Genomic DNA, 17,565 nt, shown 5'->3' on the forward strand with positions numbered 1-17,565 from the left:
CAAAAGGTTTAAAACCAATCAACCAGTTGTCCATCATAACCTATTGAGCTTCTTGAACTTCTTAAATTTCTTTGCATGAATGTTTCCGCGTCAAAAGAAAACATACTAAAAAAAATCCGGAAGGCGTTGAGTCAATCAACGCCTCTTCCTTTTCCAAAAAGTGAGGGCAACGAATCTGTTTTTCAACCAGAGCAGCAGGAAAAGGAAATTGAATTTGCTGAACAATTCACCAAATTACAAGGGCGATTTGTTTTTTGCATCAATCAACAGGAATTGGCTTTTCAATTAAGCAGCCTTGTAAAAAAAATGGACTGGCGGAAGGTATATTGCCTGGAAGAGGACTTACTCAAAACAGCGGGTTCACAAATTGCTGACCGGATTGTAAAAACTGATCTTGCTAATTGCGATGTGTCCATCACCAGCTGCGAATGCCTGGTAGCAAGAACGGGTACAATAGTGATGAGTGCAGGACAACCAAGCGGACGGACGACCAGTGTGTATGCACCCATTCATATTTGCGTGGCTTACTCCAGCCAGCTGATGTACGATGTAAAAGATGCATTGCAGTATGTAAAGTCAAAATATAACAATGCGCTTCCTTCCCTGATCACTTTTGCAACAGGACCAAGCCGTACTGCAGATATTGAAAAGACTTTGGTGGTTGGTGTACATGGTCCTAAAGAAGTTTATTTATTTCTTGTAGAGGGCTAAGAGGATAAAGGAGGAAGAAGTGCAAAAGAGTTGTGTTGAAAATTTTACTTTTTGGCGCCGAAGGAAATCATGCTTCAGTGTCTTTCTTTCTCCTCTTTTCAATTTGTGATTTTAACCCAATACGAAGAGACTTTCGGCCGTAACTCTTTTACTCCTTCCTCTCTTTTAAACTCTTAGCTTATCTTTAGACCATGACAAATAACGCTTCCTATTATGTATTTGTATATGGATCGCTGCGAAGTGGGTTTCACAGCCCTGCCTACCAATACATCAGTAATTACTTTAACCTTTTTGGTGAAGCAAAAGTGAAGGGAAAACTGTTTGATACCGGTGAATATCCTGCTGCCATACCCGTTCAGGAAGATTCATTTATAAAGGGTGAATTATACCTGATAAAAAATGAGAATGAGTTTTCCTGGGCTATTGCACAGTTAGACGATTACGAAGGAGTGGTTGTTGAAAAAGATGAGCAGCCGCTTTATCGCCGGGAAATGGTGGATGTATACATAAATGATGCAATTGTTCCTGCATGGATCTATTGGTATAATGGTGATCTCAGCGGAAAGCCTGTTCTTAGTTCGGGTGATATTTTGGATTATCTCAATAAAAAATGAGCAGCGGCGTGAATTTGAATTCCGGTAAAAAAATTTATTTCCTTTCTGATTTTCATCTCGGCGCTCCCAACTATGAGGCCAGCCTTGAAAGAGAAAAAATAATCGTCAGATTTCTGGATGAAATAAAGCACGATGCCGCCGAAATTTTCCTGGTAGGCGATATGTTTGATTTCTGGTATGAGTACAGGCAGGTTGTTCCCAAGGGATATGTTCGTTTATTGGGAAAGCTTGCCGAATTATCGGATGCCGGCATACCCATGCATTTTTTTGTTGGCAACCACGATATGTGGATGAAAGATTATTTTCAAAAGGAATTGAATATTCCGGTTTATTATGAAGCAAAGGAATTTGAACGAAACGGCAGAAAGTTTATCGTTGGCCACGGTGATGGGCTCGGACCGGGTGATCATGGCTATAAACGCTTAAAAAAAATATTTCGCAACCCGGCCTGCCAGTGGTTGTTTGGTATACTGCCACCGGTAGTTGGCATGGGCCTTGCCAATTATATGAGCCGGAGAAGCAGGGCACAGACTGGATCGGCTGAAGAGGTTTTTCTTGGTGAGGATCGGGAGTGGCTGATAACCTATTGCAAAGACACGCTGAAAAAAAATCATATCGATTTTTTTGTGTTTGGACATAGACACTTAGCCATCGATTATCGTCTGAATAATAATAGCCGGTATATTAACCTCGGCGATTGGATACGTTACTTTACGTATGCAGTATTTGACGGGAATCAGCTGGACTTGAAATCTTATAAGGGAAATGAAGATAAAATCATCCGGAATTGAATAAATATCTTTTCATAATACTCTGTGGTTTGTTTTTTAATCTTGTTGCCACCGCACAAGCAGATAGTTCTTTCCGGTTTACAGGGGGTGTTAAGGGAGATATAATTGCATTCACCGTTGATAACCTGGATAATATTTATTTATTGAGCAGCACTAACCAGGTCAAAAAGTTAAACTCAAATGGCGATTCGGTTGCTGTTTTCAATGATGTAAAAAAGTTTGGACAGGCTTCGCTGATTGATGTTTCCAATCCATTGAAGATTTTATTGTATTACCGGGATTTTGCTACTATCGTTGTATTGGACCGGTTGCTGAATGTGCGTAATATTATTGACTTGCGAAAACAAAATATTTTGCAGGTTCGTGCAATCGGGCAATCGTATGATAACAAGATTTGGGTGTATGATGAAGTAGAAAACAAGCTGAAAAAGATTGCGGAGGATGGGACCTTATTACAGGAAACGCCTGATTTCCGCCAGCTTTTTGGCGAGGCGCCGGCTCCGCAGAAAATATTTGACCAGGACCAATTTGTTTACCTGTATGATTCTACGAAAGCCGTATTTGTTTTTGATTATTATGGGGCTTTAAAAAATAAGATTCTTATCCCGGGCTGGCAAAATTTCAAAGTAGCCGGTAAATATATTTTTGGCTCGGATACCGGCAAACTATATCGCTATGACATCAAAACTTTCAGGATTGACGAATGGAATATGCCTGCAGAGTTGATGCAAAGTCAATCCTTCAATTTTAGCTCATCCCGGCTCTATGCGTTAAAAAATGGAACGATCGAGATTTATAGTTTTCGTTAAACCAAATGCTGGAATGATTCAATAATTTAGCTGCTTAATTTCATTAGGCATGAATGATTTCCTCGACCAGGTCTGGCTCGACAATACGATCAGGAGTTATCTCATCGTTGCAATCATCATTTTGTTTGTTGTCATTGTAAAAAAATATGTTGCCCATTCGCTGGCAGCAATCATTTTTCATTTTATTAAACGAATCTGGAAAGATGTCGATAGAAAGTCATTTACAAGTCTTGTCTCAAAACCGCTGGGATTTTTCCTGGCAATTTTTGTTGCTATTGTTACTTTACATAAGCTGAAGTTCCCTCACCAGCTTGATGTCGATATTTATCGTCTTACGCTAAAGGAACTCATTCATACCATAGCATCGCTGGTGTTGATTATTTCATTTATCCGTCTTTTGCTACGAATCATCGATTTCATCGCCATCATTCTTCACATTCGGGCTGATCGTATGCATGACACATCGGATAATCAACTGGTGATTTTCTTCAAAGATTTTTTCAAGGTCGTCATTGGCATTATCGGATTGTTAATGATTTTAAAATACACCTTTGGCTATAAGATTACCAACCTTCTTACCGGTCTTAGCATCGTAGGTGCAGCCATTGCCCTTGCTTTAAGGGAAAGCCTGGAAAATTTAATCGCCTCCTTCATCATTTTTTTTGATAAGCCCTTCAGCATGGGTGATGTGGTAAAGATCCAGACCTTTACCGGTACGGTTGAAAAGATCGGCCTGCGAAGCACCCGTATCCGTACAGATCAAAAAACTTTTATTACAGTACCGAATAAACAAATGGTTGATGGGATTTTGGACAATCTTTCATTGCGTACGCAACGAAAGGCAGAACTGAGATTAGAAGTAGGATTGTCTACACCTTCACCTGTGTTGGAAGAACTCATTGCCGGAATCAGGAAGATAACCGGCAGAACGGAGATTGAGAATTCCACTGTGTTGCTCAATGATATTACTTCATCTGCTTTTGTCATCCTGGTAGATTATTTTACCGGGCCTGTAACGCAAGCGGAGTTCAATAAAATAAAAGAAGAGGTAAACTTTGAAATTTTAAAAATGATGGAAGGAATGAAAGTTGAAATTGCAGGTGCAAGTACAGATGTTCGAATTGCCAACCAGCAATAGACTTATTTTTTATCGGCAATTTCGGCCAACTCTTTTTCCACCATGCCGTAATGGCCATATTCAACAACACGGCCTAATTCTTTTCCTTCTTTCATCACGATAATGGTAGGGACATTTATTACATTGAAAGCATCGCTGAGATGGCTCATCGTTTTCTTATTTCTGTCTACACCAATCACGGTTAAACGGTCATTGGAAAATCCTGCCGCATCCAGGAATGGAAAAAGTTTTGGAATAATTACATGTGAGTCTTCGCACCAGGTACCAAGGAAAACAACCAACTGCAGACTATCCTTGTGTTTTGCAAAAATAGCAGCATCTTTCCCTGTGGTATAAGGTTGCAGGTTTTGTTTATACCATTTGAATGAACTATCACTGGTAATAATGTCCCTTGAAATAATACCTTTCAATATCTTACTTCCATTGTAATCTTTTAGCACTTCATATTGAGTTTGTGCAAAGGATAATGTAGTTAGAGAGATCAGGGATACAGACAAAAAAATAAACTTCTTCATGCTTGAAATCATAATAGCTGTAAAAATAGTGGCTGACCTGTAAAAGATGCAATCGCAATCGTAAAAGTTGCAATGATCGACATTACATTTTTACAAAACAGGCAATTGAATAATTTGTTCGGGAAATAAACGAATAAAACCCACTTGACAATTAAACGATGCACTAGATACTGGCCTTAAGCTCAAGCAGGAAAGTTTTAATTTTTTCAAGCGATTGTATCATGGCAAATTTTTCTTCCGCTTTTTTATTCTTTTTCAAATAATCTTTAGCGCCTTCAATGGTAAATTTCCTGCGGCGGAGAAGGTCATAGATCAGTACCAAGTTCTTAACATCAACTGGCCTGAAGAAGCGGTCGCCTTTTCGGTTTTTGCGGGGTTGTAGAATGTCAAATTCAGTTTCCCAGTACCTTATCAGTGATTGATTTTCGCGGAACATGGTTGCCACTTCGCCGATCGAATAGTATTGTTTTTGGAAAAGAACATCATCTTCCGGCACCTGGATCAGATCTGCATTAAGGCCGATTTCCTTTAAAGAGCGGCGGCCCCTGGTGGAAACGGGCTTTTTCTCCAATACAGCGGCGGTTACCACTGGCTCTACCTTTTCCTCAACTGGCTCAGGAATTTCTATAGCAACTGTTTCAACGGGAGAAACTGGCTCTTTTTCTTCGGTTGCAGTACCAAAATCGAACGTTATTTGTGTAAACGGTTTGTCCATTGCAGTTCAACAACAAAGATACAAGGTTGCTTGCTCCACCACAAAGGTTATACCAACTGTGGAAAAAATGAGAAAAGCTTGCGGATAAGATTTGCAAACAGGATTTGGATCGTTATTCCGGCTGAAAAGCTGTCTTATCTCGCGGCGGTTGATTTAAACAGTAGTTTTGAAATCGAAAAAGCCAGTTTATGACCGACGAAAAAACAATTCAGCAATTATTTCCTGGACTGGAAGAGGGCCTGTATGAAGAAATGATCCAGCATGGTACTGTCAAACATGCGCCAGCCGGTGATATTCTGCTAAACATCGGGCAGCCTATTCGCTCCACCATGCTGGTGTTGGAAGGCGTCGTAAAACTTTACCAGGAAGACGGTGATGGGAACGAATTTTTTATTTACCATATTCAACCGGGCCAGGCTTGCGCCGTATCGATGGTTTGCGCTTATCAACACGAAAAAAGCCAGGTACTGGCAAAGGCTATGACAGATGTTACCGTTCTTACTATTCCGTTGCAATACATGGACAAGTGGCTGGGACAGTATAAAAGCTGGCATTATTTCGTGATCAGGACTTACCGGTCCCGCTATGAAGAACTGTTAAAAACAATCAATGAAATTGCCTTTAAAAATATGGACGAGCGTCTGGAATTTTATCTCAGCAACCAGGTAAAGCAGATGGGCAGGTATGTTAAGTTAACTCACCAGGAAATAGCGAATGATTTAAATTCATCCCGTGAAGTGATTAGCCGGCTAATGAAAAAAATGGAACGCAACGGCTGGATCATCATCCATCGAAATTCATTTGAGTGGGTCAGGGATTGAATCATAATTTGCGCTAACAAGGTCGCCCCGCCAGGGGCTTTTTTTATTGCTCATTCCTATTTAACAATCTCTTATTACCTGCCTCTGTTATAAGTGACTGCTATCACAGATAGCGCAGATCGTTGCATCCATCTTTGTTCTGAAAATAACAAAGTATGGAAATAGTTGGTTATATAGCGTCATTAGTCATCGGAATTTCATTGGGCCTTATCGGCGGTGGAGGTTCTATTCTTACTGTACCGGTATTAGTGTACCTGTTCAGGGTACAGCCAGTAGTAGCAACCGCTTACTCTCTTTTCATCGTAGGTTCAACAAGTCTTGTAGGCAGTTTTCCAAAATATAAAGGCGGTGAAATCAATCTAAAAACCGCCTTGATATTCGGGATCCCTTCAATAGCAGCCGTCTTCGCTACACGAGCTTTTATCGTTCCCGCAATCCCGGCTGAGCTATTTACTATTGGCGGTATTGTAGTGACTAAGTCATTACTCATGATGATTCTGTTCGCAGTGTTAATGGTCTTCGCTTCCGTATCGATGATCCGTAATAAAAAGAAAGCGGTGATACAGGAAGCAACAGAACAAAAGTTTAATTATCCGTTGATACTGGTAGAAGGTTTGGTAGTAGGTATGCTAACAGGGTTGGTAGGCGCCGGGGGAGGGTTTCTAATCATACCGGCACTCGTATTGTTAAGCAAATTACCGATGAAGCAAGCAGTGGGCACCTCACTATTGATCATTGCAGCCAAGTCATTGATTGGATTTACGGGTGATTTGGGTAATGAAGTAATGGACTGGTCGTTGCTGCTCTCAGTAACAGGGTTAGCTATAGCTGGCATTTTCATCGGCAACCTGTTAAGCAAAAAAATATCTGCTGATAGTTTGAAGAAGGGGTTCGGTTGGTTCGTACTGGTGATGGGCATTTATATAATCGTAAGAGAATTGTTGTTCCCCGGAACAGGTAGTCATTAATCCTTTTTAAAAATCAATTGACAAATAAAATAATAAACAAAAAAAATAAGCACTTATGTTTTTTCAACACATTTACGACAAGAGTCTTGCACAGGCAAGTTATTTTATCGGTTGCCAGAAAGCAGGTGTGGCTGCCGTCATTGATGCCAAACGTGACGTAGATACATACCTGCAGATAGCTAAAGAAAACAACATGAAGATTACTCATATTCTTGAGACACATATTCATGCTGATTTCCTGGCGGGCTCCCGGGAGTTAGCCGCATTGACAGGTGCTGAAATGTACCTGTCTGATGAAGGTGGTCCTGATTGGCAATATGAGTTTCCGCATAAAGGTTTAAAAGACGGTGACACGATCATGGTCGGTAACCTGAAATTGCAGGTATTACATACTCCGGGTCATACACCTGAAAGCATCAGTTTTTTATTAACAGATACACCTGCAAGTGAGCAACCGGTGATGTTGTTTACCGGTGATTTTGTATTCGTGGGTGACATTGGAAGACCTGATCTCCTCGAAAAAGCTGCCGGCATGAAAGGTACGCAGGATGCAGGTGCCAGCCAGATGTTTAAATCCTTGCAAAAGTTTAATGCACTTCCTGATTTTGTCCAGGTTTGGCCAGGCCATGGCGCCGGTTCTGCTTGCGGCAAAGCATTAGGAGCAGTGCCAGGCACAACTGTAGGCTATGAAAAAGCGAGGAACTGGGCTTTCAATTTTGCCGAAGACGAAAAAGGGTTTACGCAATACTTGTTAACCGATCAGCCTGAGCCTCCAAAGTATTTTGCGATGATGAAGAAGTTGAATAAGACCAGGCGTCCGTTGCTAATTTCAGTCCCTCAACTGAAGAAGTTGACTAATGAGGAGCTGAAAGCGGCATTAGCAAAAGATATCAAACTGATAGATACCCGGAATAAAAAAGAGTTTGAGGGGGGTTACATACCAGCAAGTATTAATATACAAGGCAATAATTCATTTGCTACATGGGCCGGCTGGTTTATCGGCTACGAAGAACCGTTTATTCTGCTGGCCGATGAGTCACAACTGGACGATCTGACCAGGAAGTTGATGCGTATTGGACTTGATAATGTTTATGGTTACATACCTTCTACAGGAGAATGGGAAGTAAATGGCGGGCCATTGAAAAAATCAAAGGTGATATCCCTGGAAGAATTCAAGCCGCTATATGAAAATAATGGCATACAGCTAATAGATCTGCGGGGTGAAGCTGAATACAGTCGCAGTCATATAAAGAGTGCCCAAAATGTTTTTATCGGGACTATTCTTAACAATCTTGACAAGATTAGTAAGGATAAAAAAGTGGTGATCCATTGCCAGGGTGGAGACAGGGCCGCCATCGGTTACTCGCTCTTGGCAGAGAACGGCTATAACAATGTATTAAACTACTCGGGAGGAATTAATGATTGGTTAAAAGCAGGTAATCCAGTAGTAAGTGGTAAATAGTTGGGAGGCTGCTTTGTGACTTATGTCATAGATGGCCGAAAAAATGATATTGAAATTTGCAACGTAAAGATGAACGGCGTGGATAGGTTAATGGTACAGTGTCTCATTTTTATAAAAAGGTAGGTGTTCATGGTTCGATAGTTGGTTATGGGGGAAGGCTGTGGTGGCCTTCCCTTACTAAAAAAACAAAAATAGAATTTAAAATGGATCACATAGAGGGGCGTCCAATATTGCATTAGATCAGCTTCCGGTTCGCTTAAACGAAATTGACAGGTCAAAAAGGGTCCGATAATATTTTACTGTCGTAGCGGAAATCGCAACGATCAGGCAGTTATGTTTCTTCGTCAACATGGCGTTGAAAATAGTTATAATGGAGGCGGTATTGACGAATTGAAATATCTTTTAAAAAAAACAGGCATGTTAAACATTCTAAAAAAAATATTCAATCAAAAACCAGCTACTGATTTTGATGAGCTGGTAAGAGACGGCGCTTTGGTTGTGGATGTAAGAACCACATCAGAGTTTAAAAGTGGGCACATCAACGGAGCAATTAATATTCCACTTGATCAACTTAACAACAAGCTGAATGAGCTGAAAATAAAAAATAAGCCTGTCATTACCTGTTGCCGCAGTGGTAACCGGAGCGGTGCAGCAAGGGACATCTTGCAGGCCGCCGGTGTTGAATGTTACAACGGAGGAGCCTGGAATTTACTCAATAATAAAATCAAAAAATAAATGAAAGAACTGTTAACGAGGGGATGGAATTTCATGCGGGTGCTGCGAATGCTGGTGGGCGTCATCAGCATTTATTTTGCGGTAGACAGGGCTGACGTTATATTAGGCGTAGCTGGCGGATTATTTATACTAAGCGGAGTATTTAATGTAGGGTGTTGTGGCACGACGGGATGCAACATTCCGCAGAGTCGTAAAAAATTGGATAATTAGTAAAGACAAAAAATTAAAGATGATATCCAAATTATTCAAACGAGCCTGGTTGCCTTTAACCGGCGCCATCACTGGTGCAGCAGCCGGTTTTTTTTATTGGAAATTTATTGGTTGCACCTCCGGTGCTTGTGCGATCACTTCCAAGCCTCTTAACAGCAGTATTTACTTTGCCGTGATAGGGGCTTTACTCTTCAGCATGTTTCAAAGAAAAACAAATTCTGCATCATGATATTTCCAGAAAAGCAGGAAACACCTCTTTAATAACTATTCATAATCATTCAAATTCAGTTCGCATGCAAAAAAGTTTAATTGCATTATTCTCTTTTATTGTCATCAATGTATCAGTTATAGCGCAAACAGCAACTTCCCAAATAGTAAAACATCGCATTGTAATGCAATTAAGCAGCAACGACACGCTTGCCTGGAAGGGACTGATGAACAACCTAAAAAATGTCAAAGCCGGTTGGAGTGATAGTGTTTTAATTGAGGTTGTAGCCCATGGACCCGGAATTGAGTTGCTGATGAAAGAAAAAACAACACAACGGGAGAAAATTGCTGCCTTCACCAAAATGGGGGTCGTATTTGTCGGTTGTCAAAATACCATGCGGGAAAAGAATATTCAACCATCTTCTATCATCCCTGGGGCAGGCGTGGTTCCTATGGGCATCGGTGAAATTGTGATGAAGCAGGAACAGGGGTGGAGCTATATAAAAGCCGGGTTTTAATAAGCATTTGATGGCATGTGATGAAAATAATGTTGGACAAAATGAAGCTAAGTTTTTTATTGAGTGCCTGTTTTGTTTTTATTGCTTCTACAGTAAACGCACAAACGGAGTATTTGCCAAATACTGAAAACAAACCCAGCTCAGTCGGGCACTTAGAGGACAGTACCTCGCTGCTTTATGCCTTTAAGAAAGGGAGCATTCATGGACATTTGCGTAATTTTTTCATGGCCACTGATAATTCAAAGGGACTGACGGACTACTATGCTAATGCAACCGGCGGTGGCATAAAATATGAAACAGCATCTTATAAAGGATTCCAGTTGGGCTTAAGCGGTTTCTTTGTTTTTAATATGGCCTCTTCCAATTTGGCAAAGCCCGATGTCAAAACAAACCAGCTTAATCGTTATGAAATTGGTCTGTTTGATATAGAAGATCCAAAGAATAAAACGGATATCGACAGGTTGGAAGAATTGTATTTAAAATATAGCAGGAAGAACTCCCAAATTGTTTTCGGTAAACAATTGCTCAATACGCCATTTATCAATCTGCAGGATGGCCGGATGCGACCCACCGAAGTAGGAGGCATATGGGCAGAGATCAATAAGCAGGGTCAAACCCAAATTGAAGCAGGATTTTTATATGAGATGTCTCCCCGTAGCACCGTTAAATGGTATGGCATCGGCAGGTCGGTAGGTATTTATCCAGCAGGTATAAACCCGGATGGTACCAAATCAGGCTATGCAGGTAGTATTGAAAGTAAGGGAGTAGCCATGGTGGGAATAACCCACCAGGCTTTAAGAGGTTTAACCATAAAAGCATGGGAGCTTTTCACAGAAAATGTTTTCAACACTGCTATGCTGCAGGCAGATTTACAGCATGATCTGTATAATGGCGGTAAGCTGGTAGCAAGTATTCAGTTTATCCGGCAGGACGCGGTAAAAAATGGAGGAAATGAAGACCCTGTTAAAACTTATTTTCCAAAAGACAATAAAGCCAGAACTTTTGGTGCCAGGATCGGTTGGGAAAATAGTTTTTGGGATGCATCGTTGAATTATAACCGGATCACAAAAGATGGCCGATACCTGTTGCCAAGAGAATGGGGTCGCGAACCCTTTTACACTTTTTTGCCTCGGGAAAGAAATGAAGGTTTCGGAGATGTACATGCCTATATGGCCAGGCTGGGCTATACCTTATCTAAGGCGAGGGTAAAAGCACAAGCAGGATTTGGATATTACGATTTGCCAGCACCGGAAAATTTCCGATTAAATAAATACGGCATGCCGTCTTATACCCAATTAAATATCGACCTGAGGTATCAATTCAACGGTTTATTAAAAGGCCTGGAATCCCAGCTTTTGTTTGTGCATAAAGGAAGAGCCGGCAACCTGCCGGATGATCCGCGACATATCATTAACAAGGTAAACATGAACTTGTGGAATTTGATATTTAACTATCATTTTTAGAAAAGGTTTTCTATACTTGTATGCAAAATGAAATGATCGAATCCGTTACGCTAAAACGCAATAAAAAAAACTTATGTTAAAAAAAGTGTTCTTGTTTTTGCTCATTGTTCCGTTAGTATACTGCGGTCTTACGAGCAATGCGGAAGAGGTGAAACCAGCGGTAGACAACAATATGGAAACCGGGGAAAAACCGGTTGGCGCAATTCCTTCTTTTAAAATGTTTGACCTGCAGGGTAACCCCGTAAATCTTGCTGATCTGAAGGGGAAAAAAGTGTTTGTCAACATCTGGGCAAGCTGGTGCGGACCCTGTCGGGCCGAAATGCCTTCGATAGAAAAACTGTATGGTAAAGTTGATAAATCAAAAGCAGCATTTGTGCTGCTTTCTCTTGATCAAAATCCGGAAAACGGAGTAAGGTTTGCTCAAAAGGCCAGGCTGTCTGTGCCTGTTTATTTCCCCGGCGAAAACCTTCCTGCACTTTTCAATGTGCAGAGCATTCCCACTACATTTATTTTTGATGAGAAAGGAAAGATGACGCATCGAATTAATGGTGGTGAAAACTATGATACGGAAGCCTACATCAAATTGCTTTCTAAATAAGATCAAAAGGCCATGAAGTTGTTTCATGGCCTTTTGATTATAGCTGCGCTTCAAATTCTTTTATATCAACCAGTCCTTGTTTTTGCCAGGTTGCTTTTCCATTCTTATAGATAATAAAAGTAGGGAAGCCATCAATGCCTAAAGCTTTACACAGTTTGGTTTGTTCACCACCGTTAATTTTAATAAGTTGAAAGGTTGGACCATGTTTTGCTTGTAATAAGTCTAAAACTGGTTCCATTTTTTTACAGGGCGGACACCATTCAGCACCGAAATCAACCAACACCGTTTTATCAGCAGGAATTTGAGCAAGATACTCTTCCGGGGTGATTTGGTTGGCTTGCGTTGCTTGCACTATTGGTTTGTTATTTTTCCTCCAGGATGAAATACCTCCTGACAGGTTATATGCAGTAAAACCATTTTTTCTCAACCATTCAGCTGCATCACTGCTCCTTGCTCCGCTAAGGCAATAGGCATATATTGTTTTGTTTTTATCCAATGATTTGATCCTGTTTTCAAATTCAGCCCGGTTTGTCCAGTCGGCAAGAAACGCATTGGCCAAATGACCTGATTGATACTCCGCAAAAGTTCTTACGTCCAATAACTGGATTCCAGGTTGAGCAATGGCTTTTTCAAATTCGTCTGCTGAAAGATTTTGTTTTTGGGCGGCAGTATTACAAGAAATAAACAAACCAATAGAGGCGATAGCGGAAAGAAACCTGGTCTTATTCATGGTGTTATTTTTCCCCGGGCATGTACCTGGTGCTATCAACGCAGACAGGGTACAGAAACAACCGGGCTTGTTATTTTAAAATAAAAATCGTTTCAAAATTAATCAAAACCGGGCCAGCACATTGAAGATGATGACTGATAACTGTTATACTTTATCTATATTTTTTTTAAAGGGTTTTTGTCGAATCAGAGACGCTTCGTTAACAACAACTTTTGATAAATTCAGGCTATTGTTTTATAAAGACTTTGATAAAAATAAAAAATTGTCTTGCTTCAGCTGTGTGAGTTAAATCACAATCATTCCATGGCAGCAAGAAGTATTTATATATTGAAAGCAATTACACGACTTAAAATTTTGCCAATTCAATCAAGACGTTCTTATAAGTGATGTAAATCACTGATAGCGGTATTATTCAACGGCATTTTTGCTCATCATTAAAATATCAGCAATTATGTTAGAGACATTAAAACAACCGTGGCCCTGGTATATAGCCGGAGGCATTATCGGCCTGATCGTACCGGCGCTTTTAATACTTGGCAATAAACACTTCGGTATTTCAGCTAACTTGCGTCATGCCTGTGCTGCATGTTTTCCGGCCAATATCCAATTTTTCAAATACGACTGGAAAAAAGAAGTATGGAATTTCTTTTTTGTTGCAGGCATCTTCGCCGGAGCCATTATTGCAACACAGCTATTGGCCAATCCCAACCCGGTAGAAATAAACCCTAAACTGGCTACGGAACTTGCCGGTTATGGCATTACCGATACCAGCGACCTGATGCCAAAACAGCTTTTCAGTTTGGAGAGCCTGCTAAGTGCAAGGGGAGTGATTATGCTTATTGGCGGTGGTTTTCTGGTGGGCTTTGGTGCACGATATGCAGGTGGTTGTACATCGGGTCATGCCATCATGGGGTTGAGTGATCTGCAATGGCCCTCCCTGGTTGCTACGATTATGTTCATGGTGGGCGGTTTCATTATGGCAAATTTCATATCACCACTTATACTGAGTTTATAAAAGCTACCTTATTACATAAAAAAGGATTAAGAAAATGGAAGCAATAAAAGAAATAAAAACGATTCAGGCCGGTGGCGACAACCAGGCCAACCAGGACCTTGATCTCCGTTCGCTGGATACGATGTGCGTGAACGAATCCAGGAGAAAACATCCCTGGTGGTATAATTTCAAATACATGGTCGTCGGACTCATTTTCGGAATTGTCTTTGTAAAAGCAGAAGTCATTTCATGGTTTCGCATACAGGAAATGTTTCGCTTACAAAGTTTTCATATGTATGGTGTAATTGGTGTTGCAGTCGTTGTAGGAATTGTAGCGGTCTTCCTGATTAAGAGACTTAACATCAAAACAATCTATGGTGAAAAGATCACCTTTCATCCCAAGAAGTTTAACAAGGGACAAGTATATGGCGGTTTATTGTTTGGTTTAGGTTGGGCACTGACAGGAGCTTGCCCCGGGCCATTGTTTGCGCAAATAGGAACAGGAGCTTTAATAGTAAGCATCGTTGTATTAAGTGCTATAGCGGGTACATGGACATACGGATATTTCAGGGAAAGGCTGCCGCATTAAAACTGTAAGAAGAGTGAAGATGAATTTTTTTGATCTGTGACTGTTATCACAACGGGATTGATGGCATTGCGCCAAATTTATAAAATGGTGAAACGAATGATATAAATGCTGTGTTGTATGAAAATCAACTTTAAAGAAAATTGGCCACTCATCTTATTACTCTTTGGGGTCGTATTTGTGATGACGAAAGAAGTAATAGATGGATCAGGTAAAGAAAAGCCGGTTGCTGCGGAGCTTTCGCCTAATCAATGGGTTGCTCCAAGTCTTTACCTCGACAATACATTGGAGGGCGAAGTAAGACAACAGGTGATTTATGGAGAAGATATTGTAGCTAACACTGCAAGATATTTTGGTCCGCATGGAACAGTATTGCAAATTACCAATGGCATGAATTGCCAAAATTGCCACCTGCAAGCCGGCCGGCAAACCTGGGGCAATAATTATGGAGCAGTCTTTTCTACTTACCCTAAGTTTCGTGATAGAAGCGGTACGATTGAAACTATTCCGAAACGGGTGAATGACTGCTTCGAACGAAGCCTGAATGGCCAGGCTCTCGATACCAACAGCAAAGAAATGAAAGCGATAGTCGCCTACATTAAATGGGTGGGACAGGATGTGAAAAAAGGCGTGAAACCGACGGGCTCCGGTATCACCGAACTGTCCTATATGGATCGGGCTGCAAGTCCGGCAAATGGCAAGTTAGTGTATACCGCCAAATGTCAAACTTGTCATGGAGCCAATGGCGAAGGGGTGGCGAATGCGAACGGCTTTGGATATACTTATCCCCCACTATGGGGTGCAAATAGCTATAACAATGGTGCTGGTTTATTCAGGCTTTCCCGTTTTGCAGGTTATGTTAGGGATAACATGCCTTTCAAGCAAGCCTCACATGCAGAGCCGCAATTAACGGATGAAGAAGCATGGGATGTCGCTGCTTATGTAAACTCGCAGCCACGTCCCTTCAAAGATCTGAGCAAGGATTGGCCGGATATTTCTAAAAAACCCATCGATCATCCTTTTGGACCTTATAGTGATGGATTTACTGAACAACAGCATAAATATGGTCCCTTCAAACCTATTGTCGAGACCAGGAAAAAAATGAATGAAAACAAATAGATAGCCGGCATTGCAGAGCTAATGCTGCTGACAAAAACGATTATTATGTCAATGAAACACTTACCCCGCTGTACCTGTCAGTCCTGTCATCAAACGCATATTTCAAAAGTTGAAAAGGAATTGCATCTTCAATTGCATGACAATAGTCGCCGCGATTTTCTTAAAAAGGCGGGAAGCCTGGGCCTGGGATTAGGTATAGGTGGAGGGCTTGTATCTTCTCCGCTTGCTGCTGCGGCATTGATCAACGATGATGCAGCTTATAAAGAAAAAAATATGCTGCAGAACAAAGCTGTGCAAAAGGGTAAGGCGACAATGCTCAGTTTGCTTCATACGGCGGATATACATGCCCAGTTGACCGTGCACGATGAGTTTTTTATTGAAAATGGTAAACCGGTATATAAAAAGAGAGGCGGCTTTGCAACGTTAAAAACAATGATCAACACATTGCGTGGTCAGAATCCTGCCAATACATTGGTGCTGGATGGCGGCGATTGCTTCCAGGGTGGTGGTGTGGCAGCGTTAAGTGAAGGCAAGGCGATTGTACCCCTGATGAACAACATCAACTACGACATTATGCTCCCGGGCAATTGGGAAGTGGTGTATGGAAAAGAAATGATGATGCGGGATATGTTTGCCTATAATGCCGTAAAAGTATGTGCCAACATGTTTCATGATACAAACGATGAATTAAACGGGGATCTTATTTTCCCGCCGTATTTTGTAAAACATATTGCCGGAATAAAAATTGGTTTTATCGGTTACAACGACCCGCTTACACCCAAACGCCAGTCTCCCGCCTACAGCGATGGCATCAAATTCACTTTTCCCGAATCGAACGTTGCTAAATACATAAAGGTTTTAAAAGAATATGAACAGTGCGATATGATATTTTTGTTAACGCATATGGGCCTGGCGCAGCAAATAGGTTTATCAAATATGTCGCAAATAAAAGGAGTGGACTACATATTGGGTGCCGATACCCATGAACGGGTAAGACAACCGATACAGGGTGAACATGCAAAAGTCACTGAGCCGGGAGCTTTTGGTTCATTTATTTCCAAACTGGACATAGTAATAGAAAGTGGTATTGTGAAGGATCATAATTATCAACTGCTGGACGTGGATCCGTCGAAATATAAAGAAGATGAGGAAATGAAACGGTTGGTAGAAGAGGCAAGAAAGCCTTACGAAAAGGAATTGAACCGGGTGATCGGCAAAACCAAAACACCGTTGGTCCGATATTATGTGATTGAAACGCCGATGGATAATTTTATCACTGATGCCATTATGTGGAAGTTTAAACCGGATATTGCCCTCAGCAACGGCTTCCGTTTTTGCCCACCCCTGGTTCCTGATACGCAAACAGGCATGGCTGATATTACGATAGATTATTTGTGGAGTATGCTGCCGGTGGACAGCGAAGCCAAACGGGGTATGATCAATGGCAGGCAATTATGGAACTGGATGGAGACTGAATTACAGAATGCGTTTGCCAAAGATCCTGCTCAGCGCTTTGGCGGCTGGGTAGTTCGTTTCAAGGGCATGGAAGTAAATTTTACGATTGCCAATGAGTTTGGAAAAAGGGTAAACTGGATAAAGGTCGGCGGCAAGCCGGTTGACTTAAATAAAGAGTACACTTTTATCGCCTGTGAAAGAGAAGGCGATCCGGATACGACGATTTGCCGTGCCCAAGGTGTGAAAGAACCGAGAAAACTAAATGCTACCCTTCATAGTGTCATCGAAGAATACCTGGCAAAAAATTCACCCATTGCACCACGGCTCGAAGGAAGATGCAGCGCCACGGACGCACCTAATTCATTGCTTACCCAATTAGTGGGTTTTGGGTATGAGTTTACTTAAA

At 41.3% G+C, this 17,565-nt stretch carries 21 protein-coding genes; 18 read left to right on the forward strand and 3 right to left on the reverse strand.

Annotated elements, in window-relative coordinates; all coding sequences use genetic code 11:
- The first annotated feature begins 75 nt into the window (after window positions 1-75).
- The 5 genes from ACFEL9_RS16715 to ACFEL9_RS16735 all read left to right on the forward strand — a co-directional run bounded on the left by ACFEL9_RS16715 (window position 76) and on the right by ACFEL9_RS16735 (window position 4,063).
- Window positions 76-711, forward strand: coding sequence for a LutC/YkgG family protein (locus tag ACFEL9_RS16715; RefSeq protein WP_385892397.1), 636 nt, complete (start codon window positions 76-78; stop codon window positions 709-711).
- Between the two features lie 191 nt (window positions 712-902).
- Window positions 903-1,325 carry a gamma-glutamylcyclotransferase family protein gene (locus ACFEL9_RS16720; RefSeq protein WP_385892399.1) on the forward strand — a complete coding sequence of 141 codons (423 nt, stop codon included), beginning with the start codon at window positions 903-905 and terminating at the stop codon, window positions 1,323-1,325.
- Window positions 1,326-1,333: 8 nt separating this feature from the next.
- The gene (locus ACFEL9_RS16725) at window positions 1,334-2,116 is read left to right on the forward strand and encodes a UDP-2,3-diacylglucosamine diphosphatase (protein WP_385892402.1); all 783 of its coding nucleotides are present in this window, start codon (window positions 1,334-1,336) and stop codon (window positions 2,114-2,116) included.
- Window positions 2,113-2,925, forward strand: a complete 813-nt coding sequence (locus tag ACFEL9_RS16730) for a hypothetical protein (RefSeq protein ID WP_385892405.1) — start codon at window positions 2,113-2,115, stop codon at window positions 2,923-2,925. Before ACFEL9_RS16725 ends, ACFEL9_RS16730 begins: the two co-directional genes overlap by 4 nt.
- A 49-nt stretch (window positions 2,926-2,974) precedes the next feature.
- A complete protein-coding gene (locus ACFEL9_RS16735) occupies window positions 2,975-4,063 on the forward strand; it encodes a mechanosensitive ion channel family protein (protein WP_385892408.1) in 1,089 nt (362 codons plus the stop codon).
- Window positions 4,064-4,065: 2 nt separating this feature from the next.
- Here the strand turns inward: ACFEL9_RS16735 and ACFEL9_RS16740 are convergent, their stop codons facing one another.
- Window positions 4,066-4,578 (reverse strand): thioredoxin family protein, encoded by a 513-nt coding sequence (locus ACFEL9_RS16740; protein ID WP_385892411.1) that lies wholly within the window; start codon window positions 4,576-4,578, stop codon window positions 4,066-4,068.
- A gap of 163 nt (window positions 4,579-4,741) precedes the next feature.
- Window positions 4,742-5,293: a MerR family transcriptional regulator gene (locus tag ACFEL9_RS16745; RefSeq protein ID WP_385892414.1), complete on the reverse strand. Its 552-nt coding sequence runs from the start codon at window positions 5,291-5,293 to the stop codon at window positions 4,742-4,744.
- A 188-nt stretch (window positions 5,294-5,481) separates the two neighbouring features.
- Between ACFEL9_RS16745 and ACFEL9_RS16750 the strand changes: the two genes are divergently transcribed.
- From ACFEL9_RS16750 to ACFEL9_RS16790, 9 genes are all read left to right on the forward strand, one after another.
- Window positions 5,482-6,114, forward strand: a complete 633-nt coding sequence (locus ACFEL9_RS16750; RefSeq protein WP_385892417.1) for a Crp/Fnr family transcriptional regulator — start codon at window positions 5,482-5,484, stop codon at window positions 6,112-6,114.
- Window positions 6,115-6,269: 155 nt separating this feature from the next.
- A complete protein-coding gene (locus tag ACFEL9_RS16755; protein WP_385892420.1) occupies window positions 6,270-7,082 on the forward strand; it encodes a sulfite exporter TauE/SafE family protein in 813 nt (270 codons plus the stop codon).
- Window positions 7,083-7,137: 55 nt separating this feature from the next.
- Complete coding sequence (locus ACFEL9_RS16760; RefSeq protein ID WP_385892423.1) at window positions 7,138-8,544, forward strand: rhodanese-like domain-containing protein; 1,407 nt, start codon at window positions 7,138-7,140, stop codon at window positions 8,542-8,544.
- Window positions 8,545-8,961: 417 nt separating this feature from the next.
- Entirely contained in the window at window positions 8,962-9,279 is a 318-nt protein-coding gene (locus ACFEL9_RS16765; RefSeq protein ID WP_385892426.1) for a rhodanese-like domain-containing protein, read from the forward strand.
- Window positions 9,280-9,489 (forward strand): hypothetical protein, encoded by a 210-nt coding sequence (locus ACFEL9_RS16770; RefSeq protein ID WP_385892429.1) that lies wholly within the window; start codon window positions 9,280-9,282, stop codon window positions 9,487-9,489.
- Window positions 9,490-9,508: 19 nt separating this feature from the next.
- Window positions 9,509-9,718 (forward strand): DUF6132 family protein, encoded by a 210-nt coding sequence (locus ACFEL9_RS16775; protein WP_385892432.1) that lies wholly within the window; start codon window positions 9,509-9,511, stop codon window positions 9,716-9,718.
- 64 nt (window positions 9,719-9,782) lie between these two features.
- A complete protein-coding gene (locus tag ACFEL9_RS16780; protein WP_385892435.1) occupies window positions 9,783-10,214 on the forward strand; it encodes a DsrE family protein in 432 nt (143 codons plus the stop codon).
- Between the two features lie 41 nt (window positions 10,215-10,255).
- Entirely contained in the window at window positions 10,256-11,677 is a 1,422-nt protein-coding gene (locus ACFEL9_RS16785) for an OprD family outer membrane porin (protein ID WP_385892437.1), read from the forward strand.
- A gap of 73 nt (window positions 11,678-11,750) precedes the next feature.
- Window positions 11,751-12,275, forward strand: a complete 525-nt coding sequence (locus tag ACFEL9_RS16790) for a TlpA family protein disulfide reductase (RefSeq protein ID WP_385892440.1) — start codon at window positions 11,751-11,753, stop codon at window positions 12,273-12,275.
- A 37-nt stretch (window positions 12,276-12,312) separates the two neighbouring features.
- Here the strand turns inward: ACFEL9_RS16790 and ACFEL9_RS16795 are convergent, their stop codons facing one another.
- Entirely contained in the window at window positions 12,313-13,005 is a 693-nt protein-coding gene (locus ACFEL9_RS16795) for a thioredoxin domain-containing protein (RefSeq protein WP_385892442.1), read from the reverse strand.
- A gap of 451 nt (window positions 13,006-13,456) precedes the next feature.
- Between ACFEL9_RS16795 and ACFEL9_RS16800 the strand changes: the two genes are divergently transcribed.
- The 4 genes from ACFEL9_RS16800 to ACFEL9_RS16815 all read left to right on the forward strand — a co-directional run bounded on the left by ACFEL9_RS16800 (window position 13,457) and on the right by ACFEL9_RS16815 (window position 17,564).
- Complete coding sequence (locus ACFEL9_RS16800) at window positions 13,457-14,020, forward strand: YeeE/YedE family protein (RefSeq protein WP_385892445.1); 564 nt, start codon at window positions 13,457-13,459, stop codon at window positions 14,018-14,020.
- 34 nt (window positions 14,021-14,054) lie between these two features.
- Entirely contained in the window at window positions 14,055-14,588 is a 534-nt protein-coding gene (locus ACFEL9_RS16805) for a DUF6691 family protein (RefSeq protein ID WP_385892447.1), read from the forward strand.
- Window positions 14,589-14,705: 117 nt separating this feature from the next.
- Entirely contained in the window at window positions 14,706-15,704 is a 999-nt protein-coding gene (locus ACFEL9_RS16810; RefSeq protein ID WP_385892450.1) for a c-type cytochrome, read from the forward strand.
- Between the two features lie 45 nt (window positions 15,705-15,749).
- Complete coding sequence (locus ACFEL9_RS16815) at window positions 15,750-17,564, forward strand: bifunctional metallophosphatase/5'-nucleotidase (RefSeq protein ID WP_385892453.1); 1,815 nt, start codon at window positions 15,750-15,752, stop codon at window positions 17,562-17,564.
- Window position 17,565: the final 1 nt, after the last annotated feature.

Origin of the sequence: Terrimonas alba, from assembly GCF_042434975.1 — a bacterium.
GTDB classification, from domain to species: Bacteria; Bacteroidota; Bacteroidia; order Chitinophagales; family Chitinophagaceae; genus Terrimonas_B; species Terrimonas_B alba.